The following is a 16,815-nucleotide window of genomic DNA, read 5'->3' as shown; positions in this document are numbered from 1 at the left end:
CCGGTTCGGGTAAACCTTTATTTAGGAATACAAATAATGTCAATTCATCAATATAGGCTTTTCCACCACAAGTACGGGAGAGCCACTTTTACTCTAACTTTTTTCAGGCGGCTGAACTTGTTTTCTGTGCTATCTCAACCCAAAGTGCAGTTAATGCGATCGCGAAAGGCACTACGATGGCTAATCCCAAAACGGGTGCATAACTGCCAAATTGCTCAAACCCAAGAGCAAATAACACCGGACCAAAAGCCGTACCCGCGACAGCGATAGTCGTTGCCAAACCACTAATCGACCCCAGATGCGATCGCCCAAAATAATAGGCATAAACTCCAGATTGAATAACTCCATTCATCCCCTGCATTAAACCCAGCAAACTGCCGTAAGCCAGCATCAAGTCAGAACCTGTCACTCGTGCTGCCATCAATAAGGCAATGCATAAAAGCACAAGCATGGCACTGAGGAGAAAGCGCGGCGAAACCCGATCCATCATGATTCCGGTGATAAAATTGGAAGCGGCTGTGACCAAGCCAAAGGGAATAAATACAACCGCAGCAACAGAGCGATCGATACCTGAAGCCGCCATAATCGAGTAATGATGGAAAATTAATCCCGTTCCTAATGCCGCTATGCAGAAATTCCCTAAAGAAAACAACCAAAAGGTGAAGGTACGCCTTGCTGCGTCTAGCGTGTAATTAACTTCCTCCGATAGTTGGGTTTGAGTGACTTTTACCCTGCCATCGGGTTGTAAACCATAGCGTTCCGGTTGTTCGCGGTAAACAAGAGCACCGATGGGGAGAATCGTAACGGCGACAAGTGCGCCGAGAATCATATAAGCGACTCGCCAACCCCACTGAGTAATCAGAAACTCAATCAATAGGGGAAAAGCTCCAATCCCGATCGCAAAGCCAATTCCTGATAAACTCAGGGCGAAACCGCGACGCCGAACAAACCAGAGATTGATCACATTGGTACTGACTAATCCGAGTGAACCCTGTCCTAAACCGCGAATAGCGATAAAGCCTAATCCTAGAGTAACTAGACCTTGCACCAATCCCATCCCCACACAGGCTAGGGCAAATAGAGATGCGATCGCAGCCACTGCTGTTCGTGGTCCCTTGCGGTCAATAAACCGTCCGATAAACGGCAAAGAAAACGAGCCTGTCAACGTTCCCAGCATATATAGCAATGAAACGACTGAGCGAGAAAGACCCAGTTCAGCGATAATTTTGTCAAGGAACACAGAAACTCCCACCGTTTGACCCGGTGTTGTCATCAGCATTCCCAAGGTGCCAGCGATTAATACTACCCAGCCATAGTAAATGGGAGAAGCCGCAATTAGGCGGCTATGCTTAACCAGTCTACGTTCAATACTCACAAGTTTGCCACCCTGGATTAGAACCCTTTCTAGGGTAGCTTTGTTGGATGTATTGGCTATCCCATAAGCAGAATAGGGCACACGGGGCATTGTCCCATCTAGGAGTTCAGGTGGGCAAGACCGTACAAGAACAAACCGCTAAAATTGTACCGGAAACTGATGCTAGGTTTACTCTAGACCAGTAATGTTGATTTTTTTACCTACTTCCTTGCCGCTACATAACCTTTTGTCCCACGATAATCAATGAGTAGGAACCATCTATATCCTCGACTGTTGGATAAGCCAGGAGGTAGGAAAGGTGGCGAACCATTTCCGGGGAATGTAAGCTGGAATAATCTCCAATGCGCTGTCGAATCGCTCGATGCTTTAAAAGTTGAGACTCTCGCTTAAACAAAATGTTTGACCAGGCTTGACCGACTCGGTAATTGATCCTCAACCCATTTTTATCAAGTAAATCACACAGCGATTTATAGCTAAAAAGTTGCTTATGATAAGAATTCGTGGGTAATCCCGCTTCATCACGCGGTTCATATAAAACATTCGGAACCGAGCAAATGAGAAAGCCACCTGGTTTTAACAAGTGAGAAAATTTGGACAGAGCACAAGCCGGATCAACAAGATGCTCTAAGGTTTCAAAACTTGCGATTGCATCTAGAGAAGATGGACGCCGTGAGTTCTATTAAAAACTAAATCGGGTACATAATTGGGCTATTATTCAGTCAGAAATTTTAACTTCTTTCCTGATCAGTTTTCTCGTACCACTTCATTAAAGGAGTCGCACTAATTCCATGTATGATGATAGATAGTACAACAGTTATGGACGTTATCCAAGCAATTCTGGCACCCAATTCTCCCTCTAAACTCTTGCCAAGAGCATAGGAAAGATAGTAGAGAGAGCCGACTCCTCGAACGCCAAACCAACCAAATAACCAGCGGGTTGCTGGGTGAAAGCGTGAGCGAGGTGACTTGGCAAAACCTAAGTTGGTAGTGCTAATCCAAGCGCCTAAAGGTCGGATGACAAAAATTAATAACCCGGCGATGAGAAGGGCTTCGCCACCGAATTCTAAAATTGGCTCAATTCGCAGGAGGGAACCTAATAGGAGAATAGTTCCCACTTCCATCAATTTTTCAAGTTGTTCGGTGAATTCCAGTTGAGAAATTCGCCGATTATGATTATGAGAAATCCGCTGTACCATTAACCCAGCAACGAATACCGCTAAAAATCCGTAACCGTTAATGAGTTCGGTCAGCGCATAGGTTATTAAAATAATACTGAGACCAAGGAAGTCCTCCATTAACACATCAATGGGTCGAAATCTTTGGAGCTGCTGATTAATTTTCATGACTCCCTTGCCGACCAAAATACCCATACCAATTCCAGCCGCGATCGCCCAAATTAAATCAACAAGAATCCATTGCTTTAACCAAACTTGCCAATTGTCGTTTTCTAACCAATAAATCCCAAAATAGACAAAAGGAAAGGCTAACGCATCGTTCAATCCCCCTTCAGAAGTCAGACCAAATCGCAACTCATCTCTATCTCCTATATGTGCCAATTGGACTTCTGATGCCAATACCGGGTCAGTTGGTGCGAGAATTGCCCCCAACAAAACAGCGGCTCCCCAGTTCAGGCTCAACAACCAATGGCTAATTACTGCTATGGCAGAAATTGAAATCGGCATGAGAAAAGCGATGAGCCGAATTGTTGAATTCCAAGCTCCTATTCTCAGAGGGCGATTCATTTTTAAGCCGCAACTAAACAGAGAGACAATTACAACAAATTCTGTGACGCGCTCCAAAAATTCGGTTTGGAGCTGAAGTTGAATCAGATCAACTCCATGGGGACCGAGAAAAATTCCAACAACTAAGTAAATGAGAGCGTAAGAAAGAGGTAATCGCTTAATCCAGCCTGAACCCATTGTGACCAAAAGGAGCAGTGAGCCAATAAGCAACAAGGCAAGAATGTAGATATCCACAAAAGTAATACCTTATTTAATAAGGGGAAAAGCTTTCTAAGAAGACACGCAGGGGCGGTACTTTAATCCGTCTCGAAGTATCCTTTGAGAATCCCTGATATTCATCCTAGGGAGAGGTTGGCTCACTCACTAACGCAAATCATTCGGACGAACGACTAAAATACCGATCGCGTTCTTGATATTGCCCACATACTGCTGTAAGTCTGAGGAAATCGTCACGGCTCCAGCCGGTGAGGCATGAATCAAACGAATTCCACCATCTGACTGGCGATCAATGAATCCGGTATGGGTAACATCTAATCCAGCAATATTCGTGGCGATGCCGATAATATCTCCAGATTGTAACTGATTATAGCTGTGGTGAACCTGATCGGTGGGAATATATTCTAAGGAGACAGCATTGAGCTGAGCTTCCATCTCTAGAATACAGTCGTAATTTGCCTGATTATTCACGAGTTGGGGATAACGGTGTCGGTGGGTACTCATAAAATTAAGCCGCTTATTTAACGGGATTCCTCCCAACGCCTGGGTAATATTTGTGACTGTTCCCCGTTTCTGGTTGTCATGAATCCAGGCTGAGAAATAATGCAAACGGCTACAATAGCCATGGAGTTGACCATTTTGGTAACGCTGATCCTGAATATGAGTGACTAAGGTGGGATAGGAATAATCCTGTCGCGCTATAGTTCGTGCGATCGCGAGTACTGTTTCCACAAATAGCACACAGTCAAATTCCTGAAGCGTCACCACCAAGGTTTCTTCTGCTGACTGGTCTAATAAGCCTGCCTTATAGGGTGTCCCCACAAACTGGTGTGCGATCGCCTGTATAATATCAGCCAGGGATTGCTCATGCAGGTTTTGGAAAATTGCCCATTCCATGACCTGTTGAAACTGTTCGATCTCATCAGTTGCAGAACTCATTGATTCAGAGACGGTGACATTTTGGGTATCGGTCAATAATGTCTGGGAAGGGGGAAAAACCAAAGCCTCTCTCCTACCAGGAGAGAAGTTTGCAGAGAGGTTTTCCACATCCCGTGACAAGTAAGAATACTTTATAAGTTCCTCGTCCTCTACTTCCAAAAGGTCGCAGGCTGCGTCTCTACAAGCTTCCCCGCCTCCAGGAGTATCTTTAGAACGATTTGTCGCTTGACTAACGGGGATAGGATGATACTCCTGAGCTTGAAAGGCAAGATCTGACCTAAAACCGCCAGAAATTACCAATCCCACAAAAGCCCAGCCAAACATTTTTCTCATTATTCCTCCTACTTCCCCGGCTTAAAAGGGCGGGTTTAGTCAAGTTATCAGATATCGACGAACATTATTGGTAAAACCCTTCCCTACCCCCTTCCAGACGCGCCAACAGACGCGCCATGGCACGTCTCGTAAATATTTCTGTGCTGCTTTCAGTTTGCCACAGCGCGATCGCTAGACCATTGATGCAGTAGGAGTTAGACAAGGATTGGTGATCTCAAACAGCTAACTTGGCTCTGTCAATTGCGCCTCAAGGCTATAAACTGAAGGATGCATCAAGTTTGAGACGATTTTATTTAAGCTGTGCGAAAAATAGTCATTGCCGGTAACTGGAAAATGTACAAGACTCAAAGGGAATCCTCTGAGTTTTTACAAGACTTTATGCCCAAGCTGGAGCAAACACCCCCAGAGCGGGAAGTTGTTCTGTGTGTTCCCTTTACAGACTTGGGAGTCATGTCCAAAAATCTGCACAATAGCCGTGTGCAGCTAGGGGCGCAGAATATCCACTGGGCTGATGAAGGCGCCTTCACCGGTGAAATTTCTGGAGCGATGTTGACCGAACTCGGCTTACGTTATGTCATAGTTGGTCACAGTGAACGGCGTCAGTACTTTGGTGAAACGGACGAAACCGTAAACCAACGCCTCCTCGCCGCCCAGCGTCATGGGTTAATTCCCATCCTTTGTGTCGGTGAAACGAAGCAACAACGAGATGCTGGAGAAACAGAATCTCACATCAGCAAGCAACTCATAGAAGGCTTGGTGGATGTGGATCAGCAGCAACTCGTGATCGCCTATGAACCGATCTGGGCAATTGGTACAGGAGATACCTGTGAAGCCGCAGAAGCCAATCGGATCATGGGTTTGATTCGCTCTCAACTAAAAGTCGCCGATGTGCCTATTCAATACGGGGGTTCGGTCAAGCCTGGGAATATTGATCAAATTATGGCGCAACCTGAAATTGATGGGGTGTTAGTTGGGGGAGCTAGTCTAGAGCCGGGGGGATTTGCCCGAATAGTCAATTATCATTGACCACCCTGAAAAACGTGGATTCTAAGAGGTTGTTCAGCGACGGGTTGAAACCACGTCGCTTAACTTGCTCTTGGCTTGAGGTTTATCGGTCATTTGTTGAAAAAACGGATAAATGAGGTAGCTAGCTTCTCGCTTCCTTGAGTATGACAAAGGATAAATGACGAATGACAAAGGACAACTAACCATCCGAGATCGTTCTTTCTGCTGGGGAGAACGCACCTATCTCATGGGCGTTTTGAATGTGACGCCGGATAGCTTTAGTGATGGGGGGGAGTTTAATACCCCAGAGGCGGCTTTGACACAAGCTCAGCGGCTGGTAGATGCTGGTGTGGATATTCTCGACATTGGCGGACAATCAACGCGACCGGGGTCTGAGGAGGTTTCGGAAGCCGCAGAACTCCAGCGTGTACTACCTGTGATCAAGGCGGTGCGTTCCTCGCTGTCTGTTCCTATCTCCGTGGATACCACCAGAGCCTCTGTCGCGAAAGAAGCTGTGGCGGTGGGTGCGGATATGGTCAATGATATTTCCGGTGGTACGTTTGACCCGGATATGTTTCCTGTGGTTGCTCAATTGAGAGTGCCAATCATTTTGATGCATATCCGGGGAACCCCCCAAACGATGCAAAAACTGACCGATTATCACAATCTCATCGACGAAATCTACCAGTTTCTAGAGGGTCAAATTCGGGCGGCTATCAATGCAGGAATTGTGCGATCGCGCCTAATCATTGATCCGGGTATTGGGTTCGCCAAAACCGCCGAGCAAAATGTACAACTGCTACAGCAACTTTCTGCCTTTCGTTACCTCGGTGTGCCAATTTTAGTCGGAGTGTCTCGCAAAAGTTTTATCGGTCGCATTCTTAACCAACCTGACCCCAAGCAACGGGTCTGGGGAACGGCGGCGGCTTGCTGTGCGGCTATTGCTTCAGGCTCTGATATTCTTAGGGTTCACGACGTTTCCGAAATGCACGATGTATGTCGGGTGGCTGATGCTATTTGGCGGTAGTAGACAATGCGGCTAACTTTTTAGTCGTGTCACGCCAGTAGACTATTTGTTTAGTCAGATTGTAAATTTTTGTAAAGAAAGTTAGCGAAACCTTGCACTAATCCCCCTTCAAAACTCATAATTTTAATCTGACGGCGATGTATAGAGCAGCGTTATCCCAGAAAAGATCAACCTGGAGTACGGATAGCCTTATGAATTGCTGTCAAGTCATCAAAAGCCGTATTTGAGTTAGCGAAAAACTACCATTAAACGGTAAAATTAAAATAGTTATTGACCTCTCTACTGGAGTTTGGATGATAAATTGAAGTAGGTTGAACAAGTGCGCTAAGCAACGACGATAGAAGAAGAGATAAAGTTCGTCTATCTAGAAAAACCTGAATTCAAAGCCTTGAAATTATGAGGCAAGTAAGACCCTTCAATTGCCAGACAAGTCAATCCCCATTGAGTAGTAAAATGAGCCAAAAAGTCTTAGATATTATGAGTCTAAGCTAAGCGGTTGGCATAGTTCAGCCCAAAGCCAAAAAGCTAACCCAACTGATTGAGGTAGCGTTTTGCCTGTACAATCAGAAATGGCAGACATTAGCGTCGTTTGTTCTCATCTATCTTTCTTTGGCAAATTTGTTAAGTTTTCTCTAAAAGACAGGAGTATCGGTAAATGTTCGGTTTTTTAAAAGGTGGCAATAAATCTAAAGACCAATCGTCAGAGGCTCCGAAAAGAAAAAAAAGTAAAGACTACTTTTTGGAGCTAGACGATATTGGGGCGGTCAAATCGGAACCGGAAGTAAAGAAACCGGAACCCGCTCAAGCAACCAAAGCCCCAGAAGCGGAAGCGAAAAAGCCAGCAGCGAAAAAGCCAGCAGCGAAGAAGCCAGCAGCTAAAGCCGCTAAAGCACCAGAAGCCAAACCGCAAAAAGCTGCACCCCAAGCGACACCCGCAGCAGCTAGCAATGGCAAAGCAGAGCCTCAACCAGGACTCACCTTTGCGCCAAACAACTTATTGCCACTCAAAGCTAACAGTGGTCGGCGGCGTCCGGGTCCGAGTATGAGTAGTTTCCTAGAGATGGCGCGTCAGATGCAGCCTCCTCGCTCATAAGCGATTTCATTGAGCGGTGTCGATGTAGAGACGTTACCTGCAACGTCTCTACGTTTGTCTAAGCCGCTTTAATTCCTTGGGGAATTAGTTCAATGTTTTGCTTAGCTATCTTTGAAGTTGTTAAACTTAAAGACCATTGGTTTTGGCAAAGTTTCAGATAGATATTAAATAACGCCTATTCCAAACGAGAACCAAGTGAACGCAACCACTGATATTGTCCAAAAACTCTTGAATCTGTGCCATGTCCTCTGTTCCACAGATTTTCTCCCACAAATATTAAGAAAATCTTAAATATACATGGGTGCGAATGGAGGGGGCTAGTTGGCTAAAACGCTTACTTAGTAGGGGTTAGGCTTCTATCGTCAATCGGGATGGGGGGAACTTAAGTCTAAAACAAGCGATCGCATGTTTTCTGTGAGGAGTGCGATCGCTCTTGCATAAAATCTATAGTTGTAATATAATGTCCGGCAAATCAACCCTAATAAAAAAGTCCGAAACCCTTGCTGTTACAGCATAACCTTTACCTGGATTAGGTTCTATCTTAACAGATCTCAGAAAATGTCATACTCGCTATAAAATAGAAGACTAAAGCATCTATCCCTATAGATGATTGGTCATTATCCTTAAATCCTATTTATGACGACCTTTTGCAAATGAGCGAGAGAACACTATTCGATAAAGTTTGGGACTACCACACCGTCGGTACTCTGCCTTCGGGTCAAACTCAACTATTTATTGGTTTACATTTAATCCACGAAGTTACCAGTCCCCAAGCCTTTGGGATGCTGCGCGAGAGGGGATTGAAGGTGCTGTATCCCGAACGCACGGTGGCGACTGTGGATCATATCGTTCCCACCGAAAACCAGGCGCGTCCCTTTGCTGATGTCTTAGCCGAGGAGATGATGCAGGTGTTGGAGCAAAGCTGTAAGGATTATGGGATTCGCTTCTATAATATAGGATCGGGGAATCAAGGGATTGTTCATGTGATTGCCCCAGAACAGGGATTAACCCAACCCGGAATGACCATCGCATGCGGTGATTCCCATACTTCGACTCATGGCGCTTTTGGTGCGATCGCGTTAGGGATTGGTACGTCTCAAGTCCGTGATGTCCTCGCCTCTCAAACCCTAGCCCTGTCTAAACTCAAAGTTCGCAAAATTGAAGTGAATGGGAAACTCCCTCCTGGTGTTTACGCCAAGGATGTGATTTTACACATCATCCGCAAGTTAGGGGTCAAAGGTGGAGTTGGCTACGCTTATGAATATGCTGGCACGACCTTTGAGCAGATGACGATGGAAGAACGGATGACGGTGTGCAATATGTCCATTGAAGGCGGTGCCCGATGTGGTTATATTAATCCGGATCAGGTGACGTTTGAGTATCTCAAAGGGCGAGATTTTGCGCCAAAAGGGGCAGATTGGGATAAAGCGGTGGAATGGTGGATGAGTATCCGTTCTGATGCCGATGCCGTTTATGATGATATCGTTACCTTTGATGCGGCTGAGATTGCGCCAACGGTGACCTGGGGAATTACACCGGGACAGGGAATTGCCGTGAATGAAGCGATTCCTGTGCCTGATAGTTTACCTGAATCGGAACGCGCGATCGCACAAGAAGCGTATCGTTATATGCAGCTTATCCCCGGTGCGCCGATTCAGGGAACCAAAGTGGATGTCTGTTTTATCGGAAGCTGCACCAATGGACGCCTGACGGATTTACGCGAAGCCGCCCAATTTGCCCAAGGAAAGCGAGTCGCGGAGGGCGTTAAGGCATTTGTTGTCCCTGGTTCAGAACGAGTCAAAAAAGAAGCCGAAGCCGAAGGATTGGATAAAATCTTTGTAGAGGCGGGGTTTGAATGGCGTGAACCGGGATGTTCCATGTGTTTGGCGATGAATCCCGATAAGTTACAAGGGGATCAGATTAGTGCATCCTCCTCGAACCGCAATTTTAAAGGGCGTCAAGGTTCAGCCACGGGGCGCACCCTGTTGATGAGTCCAGTTATGGTAGTCGCGGCGGCGGTTAATGGGAAGGTTTCTGATGTTAGACAGTTATTGTGAGGCGTGGAACACCTAATTTGGTTCATTAAGCTTAATCCTGGAAACTGTAGGGCGCACGCTCCGTGCATTGGTGTCAACTTAAGAGGAAATGCCAGCTAAGTGAGTCTTTGAATCTCGCTGCCTTAATCTTAACCCCCCTTAATCCCCCCTTAGCAAGGGGGGAAATGTTCCCTCCCCTTGATAAGGGGAGGGTTAGGGTGGGGTTAGCATCAAGGTATTGCTTTCGTTTTAAGCTTAAGTTGACACGGATGACGCGACCTGCGCCCGATTCAAGGGCAAAATCTATCCCACCATTTTAGTTGTGCCACACCGCCATCGTGGGCAAATATTATAACCCTAGAAACGCTTATATTAGAATTAGCTGCTTTTGCCCACCGAGCGAGTCATTTGGGGTGTATTACCAATTTTGCCAGCTCTCAGTTAAAACGGGTTGAAATTAAAGTATAGTGAACCGTTTTAGCCGGAAATTGCGTTCCAGGTTTATGTTACAGCAACGGAGGGAATACTATGAATATCAGAGCGATCGCGCTTGCTACCATTCTCGGTTTATCTGCGCCGACAGTTACCGAGATTATGATTAAAACACCTGTCGTCGCCCAAGCCAGGGTTCCTCTGGGGACATTCGAGGGTGGTGAATGGTCGGTCACAATTAACTACAGCAACAACGCCCTCACTTACTACGGTACTAATCAACAAACCGGTGATAACTTGATCCTCAGAGGTGCGAAAGTACGGGGAAATCCTCAACGCCGCCTTTATATCTGGCAAAATGGGGATTATCAGTATCAAGTCGCATGGCGACCCAATGATCCAAGAATTATTCGTCTTCAGGTATTCAATCCCGCAGGACAAGAAATTCTCAATCGCCTTCTCTATGAAAATTAGGGATGAATGGTAGTAGGTGATAATATTAGGTAGGTTGGGTTAAGGCATAAAACCCAACCTATTTCTGCTGTTGATCATATATTCATGTCCAAGCTTTTTTGCCCAAACTTTAAGGAGTAAATTTATGTTAAAAAGAATGTATATAGACAACTTTAGATGTCTTGTGAACTTTGAAATAAAGTTGGAAGATAATATTAGCCTATTTCTTGGATCTAACGGTTCTGGTAAAAGCACAGTCTTCGCAGCGTTACAGAAACTGCAATATTTTATTGTGAACAGGTTTCAAGTTAATCAAATTTTTCCAGGAACAGATTTAACTCGCTGGGAAACTCGCTCGATCCAAAAATTTGAATTAGACATTGAAGGAAATGGAGGAATTTACAAATATTCTTTAGAAATTGAACATCAAGGCGATTATGCCCCTCCTGTAATGCATCGTGAGAGATTGAGTTTTAATGAACAACCACTATCAGATTTCAGGATTGAAATAGAGCAGGATCAACCTGTTGTGAAAGCAATGATATACTATGATTCTCCTGACCAACAAGGAGAATTTATTCCATTTGTGGACTACTCACGTTCTGTTGTAGGTTTGGTATCTGAGAGATTGGATACTCAAAAACTGACTTGGTTTAAAAAGCGGATATATCGTTTTTTAATTGTACACATTAATCCTTGTTCCATGACAGCAGAGAGTCGCCAAGAAGATAGGTATCCAGCATGGGATATGTCAAACTATGCGGCTTGGTATACTTATCTGTCTGGAGATCAGGGAAAAATATTTGAACTCACAATGAAATTAAAACAGGTAATAGATGGATTTCATTCATTTAAAAATGAACCAATTGGGGAGGCAAAAATTCTATCATTATCTTTCCCGAATCTCAGCAAAAAGCCTTACAAACTTAACGAAATATCAGATGGTCAACGAGTTTTGATTGCACTATATACCTTGATATATTGTGCGCCTGATGAAGATTATACCTTGTGTATTGATGAACCAGAAAATTATCTCGCTTTACCGGAAATACAGCCTTGGCTGAGTACACTTTTTGATCAATGTTCAGGTGCAGAAAGTCACGGACAAGCCATTTTAATCTCCCATCACCCTACACTCATTAACTATTTAGCTAGTAGTTCTGGTTATTGGTTTGAGAGAGCCAATGAAGGAATTATACGTCTACAGTCCATTACCGATCAACAAGATACAGGATTATCACTGGCTAAACTAATCGAACTGGGATGGATTTATGACGAGTAAAGACCATAAACCAGAAGTCGTTATTTTATGCGAAGATATTGATCACGAACGATTCATCAGACAGTATCTTATCTGTTGTGGATTCGAGGATCGCAAAATCATAAATTACTCTAATGTCAAAGGAAGGAAAGTCAATAATAATAATGACTTCGTTATCAAGAACTATGCACGTCTGGTTAAAAGCTACAGAAGCAAAAATTTTCAAAATCGTGCCATAGTCGTGATGATTGATGCCGACACGAATAGCATAAATGACATATTGCGCTCTTTGCACATAGCATTAGACGAGCAGGAAGGCAAGTTAAATCGAGACCCAAGGTTACCTAATGAGAAAATTGCCATTTTTGTGCCAGCCAGAAATATTGAAACCTGGTTTTATTACATTAGTATTGATCGCAATTGCGATGAAACGACAGATTACAAGAATTCTCCAGAAATTAGAAAATTGAATAGGATCGATTTACGTATCGATTTAGCTAAATCCTCAGCAAAAAAATTATCGAGGGAAATCTGTCCTCAAGGACTTGATAGTAATGCCCTGTCTTCCTTACATCATGCCTGTGATGAGTTGAGACGACTTCTCAATTAGTAACCTGACACGAGTCCATGGGTAATTCTTATTGAATTGATGTTACACTCTACTCCAAGATAAATGGAGATATATTTTGTTAGTAGAAAAAAAGGAGTGAATTCATGAGTCAAGTGAAAACCGTGTCAGGACAAGGCGTTCCCGTTGTGGGTAATGATATTGATACCGACAGAATTATCCCCGCTCGCTATTTGCGCTGTGTTACCTTTGAAGGATTAGGAGACAAAGCCTTTGCCGATGACCGCGCCCAGGCAAAAGGGCAACATCCTTTTGACCGCCCTCAGTATCAAGGGGCAAATATTTTAGTGGTTAACGGTAACTTCGGCTGTGGTTCTTCGCGGGAACATGCGCCTCAAGCTTTGCAAAAATGGGGCATACAAGCCCTTGTCGGTGAAAGTTTTGCTGAAATCTTCTTTGGTAACTGTTTGGCAATGGGGGTTCCCTGTGTTACGGCTGAACCGGAAACAGTGAAGCAGTTACAGAGAATCCTGGAAGAGAATCCCCAAGCGCCGATAACGGTAGATTTAGAAGCCATGGACGTTCGCTGTGGTGACTTCCAAGCCTCTGTTTCAATGCCTGAAGGGGTACGGCAAACTCTGATTACAGGGACTTGGGATAGTTGTGGACAACTGGTGAAGCAAGTTGAGCAAATTCGGGAGACAGCGATGAAGTTGCCTTATCTGAAGTGGGAAACCGCCATAGTGTAAGATTGGCAACGTCTCATCTGGGATAGTAGGCTTGTAGTCAGGGCTTTAGCCCTAGATGCTGCCCTAGTAACATGCGCCAACCCAACCTACTGGCTTGACACAGCTAAAATTGTGGAATAGATCTTACCATTGAATCGGGCGCACGCCATCATTGGTGTCAACTTAAGCGCCAAAAGTAGGGGGAGCAGGGGAAGCAGAGGAAGCCCTATGGAGGTGTTCCGAGGGAACTATGACTTGTATAGGGAGCAGGGACACCTTCGCTGAAAATTAGGATTTGTGACACGCATGGCACGCCATGCGCCCCTACTCTCTATAAATTTTAGATTGCGCTGGCATAGTCTATCTCCTAGATTGTAGGGTGGGTAGTACCCACCCTACGTCTTTAAGCCGCTTTTTTGAGTGGATTATTTAGCATCACATTGCCGCTAACATCAACACTCAAATCTGTTCCTGGTACGTATCCTTTGAGCACCCACTGTTTATAGAGAGTAAATGAAGTAATTCTGTGAATTTCCTGCATGATGTCCGCAGGAATAAGGTTTTCAACAGCCCAAATAACTGAGTCTGGCTCAAACCAAATCACACGTTCAATACTGACAACCAACACAGCAGCAATATATTCAAGGGTCAGTTTGGTTGTCAAATCGGCAATCAGGGCTGCCCCAATTTGGCTGTTGCGAGTCATGATTGCTCTCGCCATCCGGTCAGCTTCTCGGTCGAATTCCAAAGAGTTCATACTTGGCTTTTGCTTTTTCTGCCTAGGATTTTCTGGTCTGGAGTCTGCACCAGAAAGTTACTGTTTTGCCAAGTATACCCAAAGATAGATGTCAGTTGGTATAAATTGTGTATCTTATTTTAAGAAAATCTTAAATATATATGGGTACGAATAAAGAAGGGTCAATTGCTAAAACTGTTACGGAGTGGGGATTAAGGCTCTGTGTAGTACATCTGCACCGGGGGATCTTCAGTTCACGAAAGCTTCCTAGCTTGGATTATATGCTAAAGGAGGCAGAGCCTCCCTAAAAGCATTCCCAGGCTCTGCCTGGGAACGAGACGACGAGACGACTAGGCAGAGCCTAGGAACAAAACTAGCCTACAGGTTGTAGCAACCGCGCTGGCGATTCACCCGGTAAAACCTTCACCTTACCATTCTCATCTACATCAACCACAGCGGTTTCTCCCTCAATGATCTGACTTGCTAACATGGCTTCGGCTAAACTATCTTCTAATAGCCGCATAATTGTCCGACGTAGCGGTCGCGCTCCATAACTGGGATCATACCCTTCTTCGACTAAACGATCTTTGAACCGTTCCGTCACTTCCAGGGTAATTCCCTGTTCAATTAGGCGAGTTGAAACTTCCACAAGTAGGAGCTCGGCAATTTGCTTAATCTCGTCTCGCGTTAACTGACGGAAGACGATAATATCGTCAAGGCGATTGAGGAATTCTGGACGGAAATATTCCTTGAGTTCATCATTCACTCGGCTGCGAATCCGGTTGTATTGAGATTCCGCCAGATTATCTGAGTCTTCAAACCCGAAACCACCGCCACCTTTTTCAATCACCCGCGAACCGATGTTCGAGGTCATGATAATCAGGGTGTTCTTGAAGTCTACGGTACGACCCTTAGCATCCGTCAAACGACCATCATCCAACAGTTGTAAGAGGCTATTGAAGACATCGGGGTGTGCTTTCTCGATTTCGTCAAACAGGAGTACTGTGTAGGGTTGACGCCGGACGGCTTCTGTGAGTTGACCGCCTTCGTCATAGCCGACAAATCCTGGAGGCGAACCGATGAGCTTGGAGACAGTGTGCGGGTCCATGTACTCGGACATATCCAAGCGAATCATCGCATTTTCTGACCCAAAGAAGTAAGCCGCCAGCGCTTTCGCCAGTTCTGTCTTACCAACTCCCGTCGGTCCAGAGAAGATAAAGCTAGCGATGGGTCGATTCGGGTCTTTTAACCCCACTCGCGCCCGCCGAATCGCTTTGGAGACGGCTGTAACCGCTTCTTCTTGACCAATTAATCGTTGGTGCAACGTATCTTCCATGTGCAGCAGCAGGGCTGATTCGGATTCGGTCAGCTTGTTAACTGGTACACCCGTCCAGGAGGAGACAATGTGGGCAATATCTTGCTCATTTACCAGAGGCGTCTGTACGGGGGTATCTGCATCGGTTTCCTCTTGCAGAATCGCCTGCAGCTCCCCTTCTAGTTCCTGTTCGCGATCGCGCAATTGGGCGGCTTTCTCAAAGTCCTGGAGACGAACGGCTTCTTCTTTTTCTTTGGTCACCTGACGCAATTGACGCTTGATGTCTCGCGTGGCTGGGGAGGGCTGACAATGGATTAAATGGACACGACTTCCGGCTTCATCAATTAGGTCAATGGCTTTGTCCGGTAAGAAACGGTCACTGATATAGCGATCTGAGAGTTTCGCCGCCGCATCCAAAGCACTATCGGAGATTTCTACCCGGTGATGCTGTTCATAAGCATCCCGTAACCCCTGCAAAATTTCAATGGTTTCCTCAACCGAGGGTTCACCAACCATAATCGGTTGGAAACGGCGTTCTAGGGCGGCGTCTCGCTCAATATGCTTACGATATTCATCCAAGGTAGTCGCCCCTACACACTGGAGTTCACCCCGGGATAAAGCAGGTTTGAGGATATTTGCCGCATCTAATCCGCCTTCTATCGCCCCAGCACCGACTAAGGTATGGATTTCGTCAATCACCAGGATAATATTCCCCGCTTGACGCACTTCCGCCATTATATTCTTGATGCGTTCTTCAAAGTCACCCCGGAAACGGGTACCGGAAATCAGTGATCCGATATCCAAGCTGATTACCTGCTTATTTTCCAACAGTTCCGGCACATTTTTATCCGTAATCCGTTGTGCCAACCCTTCTGCGATCGCGGTTTTGCCGACCCCCGGTTCTCCCAATAATACGGGGTTATTCTTGGTTCGGCGTCCTAAAATCTGAATAATCCGTTCGATTTCCTTGACACGACCCACCATAGGGTCTAACTTACCTTCTGCGGCTAACTGGGTGAGATTCCTGCCAAACTCTTCCAATGTGGCGGACTTTGATGTGCCGCCCATCATCGAAGTCCCTGGTCCTCTAGCGCTTGCAGCCGCCGCTACTTCACCGATAGCTTGAATCAGTTTAGTGCGGGCAGTTGCTGAGTTGACGCCTAAACTTTGCAACACTTTACCCGCGACGCTGTCGCTGTCTTGCAGAATGGCGAGTAACAAATGCTCTGGACCGATATAATTATGTCCTAGTTGTCGAGCTTCTTTAAAGGAGAGCTCAAACAGGCGTTTGGCTTTGGGAGTGAAGGGAATTTCAGCCGGAACAAAGCCTGAGCCGCGACCAATAATTCGTTCTACGACTTTCCGGGTCGATTCTAGGGTGATGTCCATCTCTTTGAGGACAATTGCGGCTACACTGGTTCCTTCTCGCAGCAATCCCAAGAGGATTTGCTCAGTTCCCACGAGGTTATGTCCCAGGCGACGGGCTTCCTCCTGGGCGAGCATAATAGATTTGATAGCTCTGTCTGTAAAATGTTCAAACATGATGGGTTTCCTTT

14 protein-coding genes and 1 pseudogene are annotated in these 16,815 nt (G+C 45.5%); 8 read left to right on the top strand and 7 right to left on the bottom strand.

Translation table 11 applies throughout. The features are described from left to right. Positions 1–103 precede the first annotated feature (103 nt). From RID09_RS09115 to RID09_RS09095, 5 genes and pseudogenes are all read right to left on the bottom strand, one after another. Positions 104–1,465 (bottom strand): MFS transporter, encoded by a 1,362-nt coding sequence (locus RID09_RS09115; RefSeq protein ID WP_446335626.1) that lies wholly within the window; start codon positions 1,463–1,465, stop codon positions 104–106. A gap of 124 nt (positions 1,466–1,589) precedes the next feature. Continuing rightward, positions 1,590–2,024: pseudogene (locus tag RID09_RS09110) on the bottom strand (class I SAM-dependent methyltransferase); the annotation flags it as partial. 79 nt (positions 2,025–2,103) lie between these two features. Further along, positions 2,104–3,351: a cation:proton antiporter gene (locus RID09_RS09105; protein WP_446335625.1), complete on the bottom strand. Its 1,248-nt coding sequence runs from the start codon at positions 3,349–3,351 to the stop codon at positions 2,104–2,106. A gap of 129 nt (positions 3,352–3,480) precedes the next feature. Then, positions 3,481–4,605, bottom strand: a complete 1,125-nt coding sequence (locus RID09_RS09100) for an N-acetylmuramoyl-L-alanine amidase-like domain-containing protein (RefSeq protein WP_446335624.1) — start codon at positions 4,603–4,605, stop codon at positions 3,481–3,483. Positions 4,606–4,669: 64 nt separating this feature from the next. Then, positions 4,670–4,807 (bottom strand): hypothetical protein, encoded by a 138-nt coding sequence (locus RID09_RS09095; protein ID WP_446335623.1) that lies wholly within the window; start codon positions 4,805–4,807, stop codon positions 4,670–4,672. Between the two features lie 98 nt (positions 4,808–4,905). Between RID09_RS09095 and tpiA the strand changes: the two genes are divergently transcribed. From tpiA to leuD, 8 genes are all read left to right on the top strand, one after another. Then, positions 4,906–5,631, top strand: coding sequence for a triose-phosphate isomerase (gene tpiA, locus RID09_RS09090; protein WP_446335622.1), 726 nt, complete (start codon positions 4,906–4,908; stop codon positions 5,629–5,631). 157 nt (positions 5,632–5,788) lie between these two features. After that, complete coding sequence (folP, locus tag RID09_RS09085) at positions 5,789–6,637, top strand: dihydropteroate synthase (protein ID WP_446335621.1); 849 nt, start codon at positions 5,789–5,791, stop codon at positions 6,635–6,637. Between the two features lie 655 nt (positions 6,638–7,292). Further along, complete coding sequence (locus RID09_RS09080) at positions 7,293–7,730, top strand: hypothetical protein (RefSeq protein ID WP_446335620.1); 438 nt, start codon at positions 7,293–7,295, stop codon at positions 7,728–7,730. Positions 7,731–8,383: 653 nt separating this feature from the next. Continuing rightward, positions 8,384–9,787 (top strand): 3-isopropylmalate dehydratase large subunit, encoded by a 1,404-nt coding sequence (gene leuC, locus RID09_RS09075; RefSeq protein ID WP_446335619.1) that lies wholly within the window; start codon positions 8,384–8,386, stop codon positions 9,785–9,787. A 507-nt stretch (positions 9,788–10,294) separates the two neighbouring features. Then, the gene (locus tag RID09_RS09070) at positions 10,295–10,672 is read left to right on the top strand and encodes a hypothetical protein (RefSeq protein WP_446335618.1); all 378 of its coding nucleotides are present in this window, start codon (positions 10,295–10,297) and stop codon (positions 10,670–10,672) included. Positions 10,673–10,796: 124 nt separating this feature from the next. Further along, positions 10,797–11,933 carry an AAA family ATPase gene (locus RID09_RS09065; RefSeq protein ID WP_446335617.1) on the top strand — a complete coding sequence of 379 codons (1,137 nt, stop codon included), beginning with the start codon at positions 10,797–10,799 and terminating at the stop codon, positions 11,931–11,933. After that, positions 11,923–12,522, top strand: a complete 600-nt coding sequence (locus RID09_RS09060; protein ID WP_446335616.1) for a hypothetical protein — start codon at positions 11,923–11,925, stop codon at positions 12,520–12,522. The genes RID09_RS09065 and RID09_RS09060 overlap by 11 nt, the downstream gene beginning before the upstream one ends. 104 nt (positions 12,523–12,626) lie before the next feature. Further along, positions 12,627–13,229: a 3-isopropylmalate dehydratase small subunit gene (gene leuD, locus RID09_RS09055; RefSeq protein ID WP_446335615.1), complete on the top strand. Its 603-nt coding sequence runs from the start codon at positions 12,627–12,629 to the stop codon at positions 13,227–13,229. 382 nt (positions 13,230–13,611) lie between these two features. Here leuD and RID09_RS09050 read toward each other — a convergent pair whose 3' ends face one another. Together RID09_RS09050 and RID09_RS09045 are read right to left on the bottom strand one after the other, a co-directional pair. After that, positions 13,612–13,965 (bottom strand): hypothetical protein, encoded by a 354-nt coding sequence (locus tag RID09_RS09050; RefSeq protein ID WP_446335614.1) that lies wholly within the window; start codon positions 13,963–13,965, stop codon positions 13,612–13,614. 352 nt (positions 13,966–14,317) lie between these two features. After that, on the bottom strand, positions 14,318–16,801 hold the full coding sequence (locus tag RID09_RS09045; RefSeq protein WP_446335613.1) for an ATP-dependent Clp protease ATP-binding subunit: 2,484 nt from the start codon (positions 16,799–16,801) through the stop codon (positions 14,318–14,320). Positions 16,802–16,815: the final 14 nt, after the last annotated feature.

It is taken from the genome of Coleofasciculus sp. G1-WW12-02, assembly GCF_040219735.1.
Taxonomy (GTDB): domain Bacteria; phylum Cyanobacteriota; class Cyanobacteriia; order Cyanobacteriales; family Coleofasciculaceae; genus Coleofasciculus.
Note: the sequence above shows the minus strand (reverse complement) of the source record. Positions and strands in the feature narration are given on the sequence as shown.